Raw genomic sequence first — 14,801 nt, 5'->3', positions numbered from 1 at the left:
TTATTCCCTATTTATTTAAACCGCATGACAAGAAGGGGGCTCAATAGTGACCAAAAAACAATTTTTTTTAGTGTTTATGATTCCAACTTTTATTATTCTGTTTTTTTTAGCCTTCTATCCACTGCTCAACGCTTTTTATTATTCACTGCAAAATTGGGACCTAAGAAATTCCCGCCCAATTCGATTCGTCGGATTGAAAAATTATATACAACTCTTCACTGATGGGCGTTTTCTCAATTCTCTCCGTATTTCTTTGTTTTGGTCGGTTATTACTGTTGGATTTTCGGTTTTTTTTGGTGCCGGATTGTTAGCTCCTCTAATAAACGATAATGCAAAAGGTGGTTTTAGAACCATCTGTCTCTTTATCTTTATTATTCCTGCCCTGCTTCCCCGTGTGGGGGCAGCTTATATGTGGCGATTAATGTATTCGTCATCAATTGGAATCATTAATTACTTCTTAAGCTTTTTTAGAATCGGACCTATTGGCTTCTTAGAAAATCCCACCTATGCTCTTTACTCAGTAGCGGCTATCGACATCTGGCAGTGGTCCTTTTTGATTGCGGCTTTAACCATTATTCTTTTACAAGATATTCCCAAGGAAATTGTCGAAGCTGGCTCACTCGATGGAGCCAAAAGGTGGCAACTCTATCGCTTCATTATCTTCCCGGTGATTATTCCGCCCTTTCTCTCAATCTTTTTTATTAAAATGATGGAATCCCTCCGTTCGTTTGATTTCATATTTGTGCTAACTGCAGGTGGTCCTGGTATTGCTACCGAAACTTTGGATATGTATGCTTATTGGCAGGGAATTGGTTCAGCAGGTCGGGTCTCTTACGCCTCTTCAATGTCAATTGTTATGCTGGTGATCACCATTGTTTTGATTACTATCGTATGGAGGGGGCTAGTCAGATGGCACGATTAAATGGAAAGAATATTTTCTATAAAATTATCATAATTATCGTTCTAATCATTGCTTTAGCCCCGATTCTCTGGATGTTTTTGTCTTCGTTTAAGTCAAGGGTTGATATCATTAGTTATCCTCCTAAGTTAATCTTTACTCCAGTAATGGATAACTATAAAAGAGTTCTTCAAATGCCAACTCTTATGCACGGTCTCCGTAACAGTCTTATCATAGTTCCCATATCGCTTCTCTTGGGTTTTATTTTTGGGGTTCCCGTTGGATACATTTTTGCTCGGATAAAGTTTAAAAGAAGTGCCGATCTTCGCTTTTTTATCCTGTCTTTAAGATTCATGCCTCCGGTCGCGGTTGCCCTCCCTTTTTTCTTGATTTGGATGCGGTTAAGGCTTCTGGACAGCATGCCAGCAGTCATATTTACATATCTGACCATTGCAATTAGCACCATGATCTGGTTAACAATTGAATGTTTCAAGCAGGTGCCCGTTGAATGCGAGGAAGCTGCTCACTTAGAAGGATGTACCCAATTTCAAGTCTTTTCTCGCATAGCTTTACCTTTAGCAATTCCCAGCATCTTGGGTATGTGTATCTTTATCTTTATTCTTTTGTGGAATGAATTCTTCCTAGCCTTTGTCATTACTTCTCAACGTGCAGTGACTATGCCGGTTGCTTCAGCTGCTTTTGCGGTGGTTGGAATGGAAGTTCCTTGGGGACAAATTTGCGCATCGGTTATCCTTCTTTCCATCCCACCTTTGATTTTGTCCTATTTCTTTGTGAAATTCCTTCCTTACTTCTTTAAGGTTAATTAAACAATTAAAAAGATCCTCATTGATTTAAATTGATATGAGGATCTTTTTAAAACATATCCTTATTTTAATTCCAAATCACTCTAAAGATTCCATTTGACTACTTATAAAACATTCTCAATGTCTGGGGTTTCCAAGGATATAAAGCCAGCAGTGGATTCATTCGATAGCAAGCTGGTTTCGAAAAAACCTCATGAAAAAGGTAAAAGGAATCAAAATTTTCCTCAATGACTTGTTCAAATGAATCGTTTCCCAAATCATCGGCGAAGGGGTTTTCATTCTTATAATTCCAATCACTCACGTTTTCCCTTATCCTCCTTTTTACCCAGTTTTTCCCTCATTTTGGTATCTGCCTGTAAGTTTTGAAGGGAATAATAATCCATAAATCCAAACTTTCCCTCTCGCAGACTATGTGACAACGCTTTGGGAACCTCGGCTTCAGCTTCAACAACTTTTGCCCTCATTTCCTGGGTATAAGCTAACATCTCCTGTTCTTTGGCAATAGCCATGGCTCTCCTTTCCTCGGCTTTGGCTTGAGCAACTCTCTTATCGGCTTCAGCTTGGTCAGTTTGTAAACGGGCTCCAATGTTTTCTCCAACATCAATATCAGCAATATCTATAGAGAGAATTTCAAAAGCTGTACCAGCATCCAAACCTTTTTCTAAAACGGTTTTAGAAATAGAATCTGGATTTTCTAACACTGCTTTGTGAGTAAGCGATGATCCAATGGTGGTTACAATGCCCTCTCCAACCCGAGCGATTATAGTCTCTTCGGTTGCTCCACCAATCAAACGATCAATATTAGTACGGACAGTAACTCGAGCCTTTACAATAAGCTCTATTCCATCTTTGGCAACTGCTGCAACTTCCGGTGTTTCAATAACTTTAGGGAGAACACTCAACTGAACCGCCTCTAAAACATTCCTTCCAGCTAGGTCAATGGCACAGGTTCTTTGAAATGAAAGCGGTATGCCTGCTCTCTCGGCTGCAATCATTGAAATAACTACTCTGTCAACATTCCCTCCAGCTAAATAATGAGCTTCCAACAACTCGGCATCAAGCTTTATATCAGCTTTGGTTGCTTTAATAAATGGTAGTATAATGCTCGCGGGAGGAACACGCCTCAGTCTCATACCGATTAAGTTAAGAATGCTAATTTTCACCCCAGCCGCTAAGGCTGATATCCAAAGTCCCAATGGAACCAGTGAAAAAAATACAATAACCAGAATCAATATAATGATTGCCGGTACCAAGTATCCGGTAATATCCATATATTTACACCTCTCTCTTAATTTGGACTATGATCCGGTTCCCTTGCACTTCGTCAACAGTTACCACTTTGCCCAGTTCGATAAATTCACCACGAGTAACCACGTCATATCGCTTGCCATCAATTTCCACTATACCCGAAGGCCGGAGTACAGACTTAGTGACTCCCTTCTTCCCAATCAGGCTCTGGTAATTTAAAATTTTTTCTTCGGGAATTTCCTTTTCTTTCTCTTTTTTATGTAACCCCAGTTTTTTCCAAATGGGATTATTGGGTAAAAAGAAAAGGAGGATTAAAAAGATTCCTCCCATTATAGCGATATAAAATAGTAATTGGCTAAAAGCAATTTCCCAGAATAGAATGCTGGTAGTCCTTAAAACCATATAGAGAGAAATCACTAAAGCACCAATACCAGTAATGCCCGTTATACCAAAGCCCGGAATGACTAATAATTCCAAGGCTAATAAGAGTATCCCAACCACAAAAAGCATTAAAGGCTCCCATCCGGCGAGACCGGCAAAATATCTCCCTCCAAAAAAGAGAAGCAAAGCAATAATACCGGCTATACCCGGGAATCCAAACCCAGGTGTCATTATTTCAAGAAAAATTCCTCCAAAAGCAATAAGGAGTAAAATTGGAATAATCGTGGGATGGGTTAAAATCCGAGCTAAAGTTTCCGACCAGGAAGGAGATGGTGTAACAACAACCGGATCTTCTAATCCCAATGCCTTAAACACTTCTTGCTGGTTTTGAGCTAGATGATCGGCAGCTCCTCTTTCTAAGGCAGTTGTTGCCGTCAGGGTTAACAATTCCCCCTTCTCTTTTAAACCAGCTATTTCTACGTTTCGATCCACCATTGCAGCGAATAGCTGAGGGTCGCGATTACGAGCTTCTGCTAAAGCTTCAATTTGCCCCCGAATTGCTGAAACAGTTTTGGGATCAGGCGGGGTTTCTGCCGTCTCCTGGCCGGTTCTCGGTTCAGCGGCTCCCATGCTTCCATCCGGTACCATAATAATCACTTCACTAGCCAGTGCCAAAAAGACACCCGCCGACCAGGCTTTTGAGTTAATAAAAGCCACGGTTTTCATTGGAGCTTGCATGATCAGGTCTTTCATAAAGAGCATAGCATCAACCCGTCCCCCGAAAGTATCAATTTCGAAAACGACGATTTCAGCACCCTGTTTTTCAGCCTCGGAAAGAGATCTCTTAGCAAAGCTGGCCAACCCCCATTCAACGGCTCCAAAGTCAGGAATATCCTTAAGTGGAATCCAAAAAACCACAGGTTTTTCAGCAGAATAAGCAGATAAAGAAAGGGATAAAACAATCAGTATCAACATTATAGAATAGTGGAATATTCTCATTGTCTCTCGAAAAATAAGTTTTTCTTTCATACTCAATAAAGCAATTTTCATTTAATAATATTCCTTTATCTCGTTTTTTTCAAACATAATTAAATATTCTTATTAACTATTTTATATATGATAGCTTTTCGATTCAATTTAGCAAAGAATAACTTAATAAAAACATTGCACTTTTCGATGAAAAAAATCATTTAATTTTGGTCAACTTTCCGGTTATCAGTTAATAATAACATAAAGTAATTATAACCTTTTTCCGGATTAAACCTGGTAGTATTTTATAAGACTAGATGAGGAAGAAAATCTATATCTAAATCCGTCATTGCGAGGAGTTCAACCGTTCTTCGGTTGGACAACGTGGCAATCTCATTTAGCCAATTTGTTATTCAAAGGAGGTCGGTAGAATTTTACCAACTAAGGCGAGAGAGAGTCTCATCTTTTCCAATTCTTCAAATCCACAATTTGTTAAAGATGAGATCCTCACGGATTAAAAACGATTCCTCAGGATGACGGAATAAAGAGTTCCTCTTTCACCAGGAGAGAGAAAAAAAGAAAAATGGGGTGAAAGCCATGATGAGGAAGTAATTTTTTTATTACTGTATTATCCCGGTAAATTTTCAACTTCCTCTCCCATTTTTAGATATACTAAAAAAATATGAAGTAATATAATAAATCTATATATTTTAGTTAAGGAGGGAAAAAGATGAGAAAATTCATTCTGTGGTTGTCTTTTTTTACCTTGTTTTTCGTTCTGTCAATAGCCGTTGGTTGCAATATCAATACCCTTTCACTCAATCCACCCCCCCTACCAGCTGGTCAACAACTCCCATCAACTATAGTCAATACGAATAGAACGATAGGAGCAGGTGGTGGTTTTGCAGAAGTAACATTTCTTGCCAATAACGGGCAAAGAATTCGAATCACCTTAACCGGTTCAAGCTCAATGATGGAACCTTACGGTTCCCTTGAATATCCAGATGGGATGACGAGTATCTATACGCCAGACTTGGGTAGTTCATTAAATGGTGTCAATATCTCTGAACTTATTCTCACCCAATCTGGAACCTATACATATATTATTTTTGATGGATCAAATATCGGTGGACCGGTCAATATTAAAATCGAGGTGATTTAGAAAATTCTTAAAATTCGTTTAAATAATTATCAATGAAAATAAGCAATGCGAAAAATATTCTTTTTAAATCAGATTGCTTATACTATTCTCCTTTTTATTATCGTACTATCGGGAGTAACCTATTGCCAAGATTTGATAAACCAAAACCTTTCTGATAGTGATTCTTTTTTTTATCGAGATGAGATGCGACATTTTATCCAGGTAATTTCCCGATATTCTCATCTATTTCATCCCTATTTTATAATTGTTCCTCAGAATGGACTTAGCCTTCTTACTAGTAATGGCGAACCGGAAGGTGTGCTGATCTCCAAATACCTCTCAGCAATAGATGGGGTTGGCCAAGAAGAATTATATTTTGGTTTTCTTGGCGATGATGAACATACACCGGAAATCATAACTTCAAATTGGCTTGGTTTCTTGAATAAAATTCGAGTTTTGGGTAAAGCAGTCTTAGTTACCGATTATTGCTCAGAGCCTTTCAACATCAAGAACTCCCTTGAAAGTAACAATTTACAGCAATTTATTAGTTTCCCTGCTGAAAGCCGAGAACTCAATATTATTCCGGATAACTCTTCGGTGCCCTATCGTGCAAACTCCGAAAATATTGAAAAAATAATTCATGCCAAGAATTTTCTCTATTTCATTAATCCTTCAAGCTTTTCTAATACCGAAGAAATGATTGAAGCTCTTTCTCGCACCAATTACGACCTATTCATAATTGATGCCTTTTTTTCAAAGGATGAAATGTTTACCCATGAAGATATTGACCATTTAAAAGAAAAAATGAATGGTGGTAAGCGTTTAGTCCTATCCTATCTCTCAATTGGAGAAGCAGAAAATTATCGCTATTATTGGCAAAAAGAATGGGATATCAATCCTCCACCTTGGTTAGAAGAAGAAAACCCAGATTGGAGTGGAAATTATAAAATTCGTTACTGGGATAAAAATTGGCAGCAAATAATTTTTGGAAATCCAGATGCTTATCTTGATAAAATACTCAAAGCTGGTTTTGATGGAGTTTACTTAGATTTGATTGATTCTTTTGAATATTTCGAGGAACTTCAATAAATAGAATTGATTGGAAATATCAATCCAATAAGTATAATCATCTATGTTAACGATAACCTTCTCACCTTTTATTATAAAACTGTCATTCTTATCGACACTTGAGTCAACCTTAAATTGCTCCGGTTCACAATAACAGGTTCCTATTTGCAAATAATTATGTTCACAGCTGGGTTCATTTCTTTCTCCTTTAATAAATTTGTGATAACATCCCGAAATGGAGCTTATTTGTTACAAGGAGATGAAGCGTGGATAAAACTTATTACGATTTACTGGAACTCTTCTCAGAAAATGGTTGTCCAATTTGCAGTTATAAAAAAACTTTTGAAGAACAATCTTTAGATGGATTATTCTATGAATTTGTCACCGATCCAGAGATCCGTCAAAAACTCCGCGATCAAGGAGGTTTTTGTCAGGATCATTTACGAAGGGTTTTCGATACTCGACCATCAATTTTGGGTATGAGTATTGTCTATGAGGATTTGCTCAATACCTATTTAAAAAATGAAAACCATCCCACCCTAAAAAATTGTCCACTCTGCAATCTTTGGAAAGATAAAATCCATCATCTTGAAAATATTCTTCAAAAGCATTGGAAGGATTTTAAAAATGTCTGGGGAAAATATACCTTCGTTTGTATCATTCACCAAAATGAATTACAACTTACTCCTTCAATTTCATCGGAACTTAGGGAACAGACTCTTAAAAGTCTAAAAAATATAGACGAAAATCTTAAATCCTTCATTCAAAAATTTGATTATCAAGCAAATAAAGATACCATCTCAATTGAAGAAAGCAATTCCTGGCAAGAGGTTTTAGAATTTTTTGCCAGTCAGCGATTAAGAAAATCTCATCGTATACATAGTAGAAAGTAGTTTTTTATAGATGTATCGATGCGCTCCTCACTTTGACGCTTTTAGATAAGTATTTTATCCTCATCTGCTACCATCAAGTAGCATGGCTATTTATTCGATAAATTTTCTGATTCAAATAGTATATTTATTTTTTGTCTAACTTATTAAATATATTAATTCTATTCTAAAGGAAATTTCTTTTTTGCCGATAATATATGAAAAAGTATGGGTACCTGAAAAGGCAAACTTTCCTAAAGGAAAAGGCGCAAAGCTAAGAGCCTAAAGCGTTTATATGCCATGGCAGTCGAGCCGCCAAAATCCACCTAAAAAACGAAATGATGACTTGTAAAATACGAACCATTTCCATAGGAAAGTTTTCCATAGGAGGATTTATAAAATGGCTCGTAAAGATAGTAAATCTCCAACTTCAAAGAGTGATATAAGCCAGCAATTTGACAAAAAAAGCTTAGATGAGGTTGAAACTGATCACTTTTTATCAAATGGCCTCTTTATACCTGAAAAAAAATCAACACCTTCTACTCCGATTTATCTAAAAGCAAACGAAAAAAGTAATTTATCAGTTTGTCTTGAAAATGAAGTAAACCTAAGAAATAAAAATGAATTTTCTGAAGATTCTGCACAAAAAGAACCGACTCAAATCGAAAAACCCTGGGGATATTATGCCATTATCGACCAGGGACCTCACTACAAGGTTAAAAAAATTGTTGTTTATCCTGGTTACCGTTTAAGCTTACAAATGCATTACCATCGCAATGAATACTGGTTGGTAGTCAAAGGAGTAGCATTGGTCACCGTTGGAGATCAAACCTTCATTTTAGATCCGAATCAGAGTACCTATATTCCCATGCAGACCTTCCACCGAATGGAAAATCGCGGCGATGAACTCCTGGAAATAATTGAAGTTCAAAACGGTAATTGTATCTCCGAAGAAGATATTGTTCGTATTGAAGACGATTTTAACCGAAGTGAAATAATTTAGCTTTAAACCAATAAAAAAAGTTAGGTAAGATGCTTGAACTGGTCGTTGTTTTTAAGTTCCTGTATTAACTCTTTGATTTTTTGATCAAGACTTTTGTGCATCACCAAAACAGCAGAATCCGATTCAACAATAATCAAATCATTAACTCCAAAGGTTATAATTGGTTTTTGGGAATAGATAATATTATTTTGACTCTGTAATCCATAATAGGAACCAATGGATAAATTTTTTGATTTATCCTGAGAAAATACTTTTTCCAGTGCCGACCAAGATCCAATGTCGTTCCATTGGAAAGTAGCTGGGATTACCAACACTCTCTCTGATTTCTCCATAATACCGTAATCGATGGAAGTCGATGGAAGTGTATTGAATACCTGAGATTTCACGGTTTCTAACTCTGGCCTTCCCCAATAGTGTTGAATGGTGTTAAGTCCCTGAAAAAGACTGGGCATATGGGTTGTTATTTCTTCTAAAATGGTTTGAGCTTTCCAAATAAATATTCCACTGTTCCACAGATAGGTAGGATTGGAAAAATAGTAATTTGCTTTTTTAATATCCGGCTTCTCAATAAATCCAAGCACCTGACAGGCTTTTATATCTTGTTTGCAAAATTTTTCATCCCCATAATGGATATAACCATAACCAGTGTGGGCTTCAGTTGGTGTTATTCCTAAAGTAATCAGATAATCTTTCATCCCGACTTCACAACCAAAACGAACAACTTCACGAAATCTTTCTTCATCGAAAATCAGGTGATCAGATGGAATTACAATCATGACTTCATTGGGGTTCTTACGAGCTATTGTGAGTGCACCTAACCCAATACAGGGAGCAGTATTTCTCCCAACTGGTTCAAGGATGATATTTTTTTCTAATAAATAAGGAACTTCCTTTAAGATTTCGGATTTAAAATTTTCCTGGGTTACCACATAAATACCGTCTTCTCCCACCAAAGGAAGAACTCGGTCAACAGTCATTTGAAAAAATGTTTTGTCCATTAACGCTGTAAATTGTTTTGGTTTTTTTGAGGTACTTAACGGCCAGAGACGCTCACCTTTCCCACCAGCCATTATAAGGGCAATCGGCATAATCATCATCTCCATTTACCATCATGAAAGAATAATCATATTATATCCTTCCCAGCTATCTATCGACTCATTTTCTGATAATTGCTAAAACATAACCCGGTTACACATAATAAAATTCACCATTTGTCCGATAAACTATCATGGAGGGAGAAATAATGAAAACATTCTTTCTAGTAGTATTGTTTATTGTTACCATAACCACTATTAGTTTTGGTTTTGAGAACTTGGAATTATATCATCACCTATATAAATCAGATACCCTTTATTTGAAAAACCAGTATTTCGTCCAAAAATCTTCTAAATTTCTAATAGGTGGGCTCAATTTTCATACATTCTTTGAAAATATTATAGGTGGAAATTTCTATCAACGTTTTCGAATTTATCTCTTAACTCTTTCTCTCATCCTGGTAGGGGTCTTTTTTGGGGTTTTTTACTCAAGAATGACTCAACCCCCAATAAAAAAATGATTAGTAAACCCATAGGTGAAATATTACTTGAAAAAAATTTAATAACCAAAGAACAGTTAGCTCAGGCTCTTGAACTCCAAAAGGAAACCGGGAGTCTTTTGGGAGAAATTCTTATTTCTCTTGGTTTTGTAAATCCTATCCAACTCTATCAGGTTATCACCCAACAAGGTTCTTTTGAATACGCTGGAGAAAATTTAAAACTTCTTACTCAAAAAATCGATCCGGAACTGCTTTCGGTTTTTAGTTCCCAAGACTTTTTTCAATTTTCCTTTTTCCCCTATCGCTACAATCAGGATGAATTAGAAATCCTTACTCCCAACCCCAAAAACTCTTCTCTTCAACATTTTTTAGAGAAAAAGTTTCCTGAAAAAAAACTGGTTTTTAAATTGATCACGCTCTATGAATTAGATTGGCTGGCTCACATCTTTTTTAAAGATAAATTTTTACAAGAAGCAACTTCCGGTCTTTTTTATCGCTCTCCAGAGGAATCAGCAATAAGAGTCTTTACTCCTGTTCAGTGGATTGGCTTAGGATTTTTGTGTGCTCTCATTGTTATTGGCATTTTTACTCTCCCCCGATTAACTGTCCTAATTTTATTGGGTTTAGCTAATCTTTTTTATGCAATGAATGTAATATTTCGATTCGTACTGAGCTCTTCCGGAGCAAAGCTTGACGCAACAAGCTCGTTATTCAAAAAAAATGAGGATCAGATTCGTTCCGGTGATCTTCCCATTTATAGCATTTTATTACCTCTTTACTACGAACCACAAAGCGTGATTCGTCAACTGACAACCGCTATCCGAAATCTTGATTATCCACCTGAAAAACTTGATGTCATATTTCTTATCGAAGAAGATGATCATGAAACCTTGATTCATTGTAAAGCCGAAAAACCACCTTACAACGTTCGCTTTGTCATTGTTCCCGAAGGAATACCCAAAACCAAACCTCGAGCCTGCAATTTTGGGCTGGCTTTTGCACGGGGTGAATTTCTCACTATATATGATGCAGAGGATATCCCAGAAAGAGATCAGCTAAAAAAATCGGTAGCTTATTTTCGCTCATCATCCCCGGATATTATGTGTTTTCAAAACGCTCTCAATTTCTATAATGCCAACCAAAATTTCCTCACTCGATTATTCACTTTAGAATATTCCTACTGGTTTGATTACCTCCTTCCAGGTCTTTATATCAATCATTTACCCATACCTCTCGGAGGAACATCCAATCATTTTCGTACCCAAATCCTACGAGAATTAGGAGGATGGGATCCGTATAATGTTACTGAAGATGCTGATTTAGGCATGAGAGCCAGCTATCGAGGCTATCGGGTCGGAGTTCTTCCTTCAACAACTTTTGAAGAAGCGAATAGCCAGATAAAAAATTGGATTCGACAACGTTCACGATGGCTGAAGGGGTACCTACAAACTTTTTTAGTTCATAATCGCCATCCTCTCCAGGTTATCCGAAATTCAGGTTGGAAAGGATGGTTTACCCTCCAAGTATTTATTGGTGGAACCACTCTTGGGCAGGCATGTTCTCTCATTTTGTGGATTCTCTTTTTTATCTGGCTTTTCAATCGGGGTGAATTTCTGCAAAGCTATTTTTCCGGACCCATTTTATACTTAGGAGTTTTTAACCTTATCATCGGTAATTTTTTAGGGATTTATCTAAGCATGTTGGCAGTTTTCAGAAGAGGTATTGACAAGCTAATTTTTTATTCACTTTTAAATCCTTTATATTGGTGGTTGACTAGCATTGCTGCTTGGAAAGGTATTTTCCAGCTCTTTACTCGTCCCTTCTTCTGGGAAAAAACTATTCATGGGTTACAGTTAGAGGAAAAACAAGATGAATAAAAAAACCATTCCTGCTATTATTTTCTATGTATTCTGCTTTTTTCTCTTTTATTTCTTTACTCTTTTAGCACGAGAAAAAGGGTTGATATCGTCCGAAGTCGATTTTTATAGTAACCGGGCACAAATCTTCTTTTCTTCCGGAGCCGAACAACCGAAAATACTCTTTCTTGCCTATCCCTTTTTGCCTTTCTTCTTTGCTTTGATTGGCTATTTTCCCAACCTCATACCTCCGGTAATAGGAACTTTTGCAGTTTGGCTATTATCCAAAATTATTATTAATAAAAATCTTCCCCCTTTTTTTATTCTCTTGATTATTTCTTCTCCTTTTTTTCTTTTGTCAATCTCCTCACCATCATATTTTCTGCTCGCTCTTTTTATCGTCATCGTCATAGCTTATATCGTTCAATACCACGAAACCCAATCAATTTACTTTTTCTTTCTCGCAGGCATAAGCCTTGGTGTGGGAACTTTAACTCATCTATCATTCCTCTGGTTTTGTATTCCGGTTATTATTTTTCAATGGTTATTTTTCCACGATTCACTCTCAAGAAAAGTATCTCTTTTTCTGGTATCACTCTTCCCTCCATCTTTTTTCCTAATTACTATTCTCTTTTTTAATTGGGTTTTTTCCGGTAATCCCTTTTTATTTCTCAATACTTCTCCAATGAACCTGATATATTCATTCCCAGAATTTTTGACTACATCTTTATATAATTTACTGATGTTTTTTTCTAAACTCTGGTTTATTTATCCCTTTCTCGGATTGCTCTTTTTTCAAGGTAAGGTAAGAATTTTCTGGATGATTAGCGTCATCTTTCTCTCTTTTGTTCTTTTTCAAAATCAGCTGCTGTTTCTTCCGATTTCATTTTTGACTATCATTGGTCTTCTTCTTTGGAATAAAAAAAGTGGTTATCAGCTAATTACTGGCATTATCGTTTTCCTTATAGCTTCAGGCTTAGGGTGGTATTTCTTTTTAAACCGACAGGATTCCTATTTTTCAGCTCAAGGCTCATATCAAAATACTCTTACTCCTAACCAACCGATAGTGCAGAAAACTACCCACACGGTTCCCTTGTCCTTCATCAATTTTGGTCAAGATACTTATCTTTCACCAAACTATGAATGGCCACCTTTTTAAATCGCTAATAAGTAAGGTAGTATTTATTCAAAAAATCTTCGCCCATTAGGGAACCGACGTTGATATATGCTTTAGTTGTTCGCTGGCTTGTAGCGGTTTTTCGACTAATTCATCTCCAACTAACCTTCCATCATGAAAGTGAAGGATCCGCTTAGTATGTTGTGCAATTTCTCTTTCGTGGGTAACTAGAAGAATCGTTTTACCTTGCTCATTTAAGTTCTGAAATATTTGCATTACCTCTTCACCGGTTTTGCTATCAAGATTTCCAGTTGGTTCATCCGCCAAGAGTATGCTTGGATCGTTAACCAATGCTCGAGCAATACCCACTCGTTGAGATTCTCCTCCTGAAAGTTGGTTTGGACGATGGAATAGTCGGTCTTCCAACCCAACTTGGATGAGTGCATTTTTAACAATTTTTTTCCTTTGAGTACCAGAGATTCCAGCATAGATTAAGGGGAGTTCTACATTCTGAAAAGCGTTGAGACGTGGAAGCAGGTTATAGGTCTGAAAAACGAATCCAATTTTTTTATTTCGTATGATAGCTAAAGTATTTTCTTTTAATCGGGATACTTCCTGGCCTTCAAAATAATAACTTCCTCTGGTTGCTCGGTCTAAACACCCAATAATATACATTAAGGTTGATTTTCCTGAACCAGATGGTCCCATTATCGCAATAAATTCATCTTTATTAACTTGGAAACTTACATCTTTTAGAGCAATGACCTCAACTGATCCAGTTCGATATATCTTAGTTAATTCTGAAACCATTATTATTGGTTTCTCAATCTTTCCCTCCTCCTTTCTTACCCGTAAAGACCTTTAGGTTTTCATTCCCATCTTTTCCTTCTACCGTTTCTCTTTTTTTCTCACCCCCTCTCCTCCCTCGGTCATTATTGCGTCTGACCTATTCCATTCCTTTTTTGAGAGCGTTTTCTATTGACTTTAAATACGCTTTAGTGTTGATGGTCGCCTGAGAAATAGCATCAATATTTAAACTTTGCTTTTCTTTTAGGCTCTCTATAAATTTTTGTGAAAATCCAGGTATTGAGATCCCAAAATCTTTAATAACTTTTATATCGGTTATTTTATGATCCTCAACTGTAACCTCCAAAGTATTAGACCATCTATTTCCTCTAAACTCACCGGAGAATACTCCATCTTTTACTTCTGATAAATCAATATCAGTTATTACCATTTCCTTTATCTCTTGCATACCAGCCATAGCATAATAAAACATACCAATAATAAAGACACCAATTATAATACCGATTATAAGCAACCATTTCTTCCATTTTTTCATACAAATTTCCCCTCTTTTTTTTAATATTTGATTAATGGTATCACTTTTCGCCTATTCTGAATATATTTTGAATATCAACAAAATACAAGTTTAAAGGTATTTGTTGGATAATGAATAGATATGAAAAAACCATAAAAGTGTTCTTCCTTTAATCCCAGTGTTTTCATTGCCTATGGGGATTATATTTCTTACTTTTTAAAAAAAGAACAATTAATAATGACCTCGTCCTGAGTCCTCGCTTATTAAGGTTGTGAGATTTTCATTTTTTATTATTCTCCATAAAAATTTTAATCTTACATTTTTTTTCCACTTATCTTTTCCTCTTGTCTCACCATTTTAACTTTTACCAATCCATCTTAATGATAAAGGAATAATTATCACATTTAAGTTGTTTTTTTAAATGGATAGATCAATAATCTTAAAACTCACTATTTAACTTTTCTCTAAGAAGCAATCAAGCAAAAATACTATTAACATCTACAATAAAAACTCCAAATCAAGCCTTTTTTTATCTCAGCTATGGTTTCTAATGAAAATATTGGAGCAAGTCA

At 36.3% G+C, this 14,801-nt stretch carries 15 protein-coding genes and 1 riboswitch; of the genes, 9 read left to right on the top strand and 6 right to left on the bottom strand.

Annotation, left to right across the window (positions count from 1 at the left end; all coding sequences use genetic code 11):
• The first annotated feature begins 46 nt into the window (after nucleotides 1–46).
• Together RT761_RS08835 and RT761_RS08830 are read left to right on the top strand one after the other, a co-directional pair.
• Entirely contained in the window at nucleotides 47–922 is an 876-nt protein-coding gene (locus tag RT761_RS08835; RefSeq protein WP_218111058.1) for a carbohydrate ABC transporter permease, read from the top strand.
• On the top strand, nucleotides 910–1,725 hold the full coding sequence (locus RT761_RS08830; protein ID WP_218111057.1) for a carbohydrate ABC transporter permease: 816 nt from the start codon (nucleotides 910–912) through the stop codon (nucleotides 1,723–1,725). The genes RT761_RS08835 and RT761_RS08830 overlap by 13 nt, the downstream gene beginning before the upstream one ends.
• A gap of 97 nt (nucleotides 1,726–1,822) precedes the next feature.
• Here RT761_RS08830 and RT761_RS08825 read toward each other — a convergent pair whose 3' ends face one another.
• From RT761_RS08825 to RT761_RS08815, 3 genes are read right to left on the bottom strand one after another with little or no spacing between them, the layout of a single operon-like run.
• A complete protein-coding gene (locus RT761_RS08825) occupies nucleotides 1,823–2,023 on the bottom strand; it encodes a hypothetical protein (RefSeq protein WP_218111056.1) in 201 nt (66 codons plus the stop codon).
• On the bottom strand, nucleotides 2,016–2,993 hold the full coding sequence (floA, locus tag RT761_RS08820; RefSeq protein WP_218111055.1) for a flotillin-like protein FloA: 978 nt from the start codon (nucleotides 2,991–2,993) through the stop codon (nucleotides 2,016–2,018). Before floA ends, RT761_RS08825 begins: the two co-directional genes overlap by 8 nt.
• A gap of 4 nt (nucleotides 2,994–2,997) precedes the next feature.
• The gene (locus tag RT761_RS08815; RefSeq protein WP_218111054.1) at nucleotides 2,998–4,401 is read right to left on the bottom strand and encodes an NfeD family protein; all 1,404 of its coding nucleotides are present in this window, start codon (nucleotides 4,399–4,401) and stop codon (nucleotides 2,998–3,000) included.
• A 649-nt stretch (nucleotides 4,402–5,050) separates the two neighbouring features.
• On the opposite strand from RT761_RS08815, the gene RT761_RS08810 reads away from it, so the two are divergent.
• From RT761_RS08810 to RT761_RS08795, 4 genes are all read left to right on the top strand, one after another.
• Entirely contained in the window at nucleotides 5,051–5,482 is a 432-nt protein-coding gene (locus RT761_RS08810) for a hypothetical protein (protein WP_218111053.1), read from the top strand.
• 45 nt (nucleotides 5,483–5,527) lie between these two features.
• On the top strand, nucleotides 5,528–6,550 hold the full coding sequence (locus RT761_RS08805; protein WP_218111052.1) for an endo alpha-1,4 polygalactosaminidase: 1,023 nt from the start codon (nucleotides 5,528–5,530) through the stop codon (nucleotides 6,548–6,550).
• 245 nt (nucleotides 6,551–6,795) lie between these two features.
• A complete protein-coding gene (locus RT761_RS08800) occupies nucleotides 6,796–7,422 on the top strand; it encodes a DUF6062 family protein (RefSeq protein WP_218111051.1) in 627 nt (208 codons plus the stop codon).
• Nucleotides 7,423–7,631: 209 nt separating this feature from the next.
• Nucleotides 7,632–7,718, top strand: a riboswitch (cyclic di-GMP riboswitch).
• Nucleotides 7,719–7,798: 80 nt separating this feature from the next.
• Nucleotides 7,799–8,401 carry a phosphomannose isomerase type II C-terminal cupin domain gene (locus RT761_RS08795; RefSeq protein ID WP_218111050.1) on the top strand — a complete coding sequence of 201 codons (603 nt, stop codon included), beginning with the start codon at nucleotides 7,799–7,801 and terminating at the stop codon, nucleotides 8,399–8,401.
• 20 nt (nucleotides 8,402–8,421) lie between these two features.
• On the opposite strand, the gene RT761_RS08790 is transcribed toward RT761_RS08795, so the two are convergent.
• Complete coding sequence (locus tag RT761_RS08790; protein ID WP_218111049.1) at nucleotides 8,422–9,489, bottom strand: mannose-1-phosphate guanylyltransferase; 1,068 nt, start codon at nucleotides 9,487–9,489, stop codon at nucleotides 8,422–8,424.
• Nucleotides 9,490–9,644: 155 nt separating this feature from the next.
• Between RT761_RS08790 and RT761_RS08785 the strand changes: the two genes are divergently transcribed.
• Genes RT761_RS08785 through RT761_RS08775 form a run of 3 tightly spaced genes read left to right on the top strand, consistent with a single transcriptional unit; the run spans nucleotide 9,645 to nucleotide 12,950 of the window.
• Entirely contained in the window at nucleotides 9,645–9,956 is a 312-nt protein-coding gene (locus RT761_RS08785; protein ID WP_218111048.1) for a hypothetical protein, read from the top strand.
• Nucleotides 9,953–11,812, top strand: a complete 1,860-nt coding sequence (locus RT761_RS08780; RefSeq protein ID WP_218111047.1) for a glycosyltransferase family 2 protein — start codon at nucleotides 9,953–9,955, stop codon at nucleotides 11,810–11,812. Before RT761_RS08785 ends, RT761_RS08780 begins: the two co-directional genes overlap by 4 nt.
• Nucleotides 11,805–12,950, top strand: coding sequence for a hypothetical protein (locus tag RT761_RS08775; protein ID WP_218111046.1), 1,146 nt, complete (start codon nucleotides 11,805–11,807; stop codon nucleotides 12,948–12,950). The genes RT761_RS08780 and RT761_RS08775 overlap by 8 nt, the downstream gene beginning before the upstream one ends.
• Nucleotides 12,951–12,995: 45 nt before the next feature.
• Here the strand turns inward: RT761_RS08775 and RT761_RS08770 are convergent, their stop codons facing one another.
• Entirely contained in the window at nucleotides 12,996–13,718 is a 723-nt protein-coding gene (locus RT761_RS08770; RefSeq protein WP_246465123.1) for an ABC transporter ATP-binding protein, read from the bottom strand.
• A gap of 136 nt (nucleotides 13,719–13,854) precedes the next feature.
• A complete protein-coding gene (locus RT761_RS08765; RefSeq protein ID WP_218111045.1) occupies nucleotides 13,855–14,250 on the bottom strand; it encodes an FMN-binding protein in 396 nt (131 codons plus the stop codon).
• Nucleotides 14,251–14,801: the final 551 nt, after the last annotated feature.

Source organism: Atribacter laminatus (assembly GCF_015775515.1).
Lineage (GTDB): Bacteria > Atribacterota > Atribacteria > Atribacterales > Atribacteraceae > Atribacter > Atribacter laminatus.
This window is presented reverse-complemented; position numbering and strand designations above follow the sequence as displayed.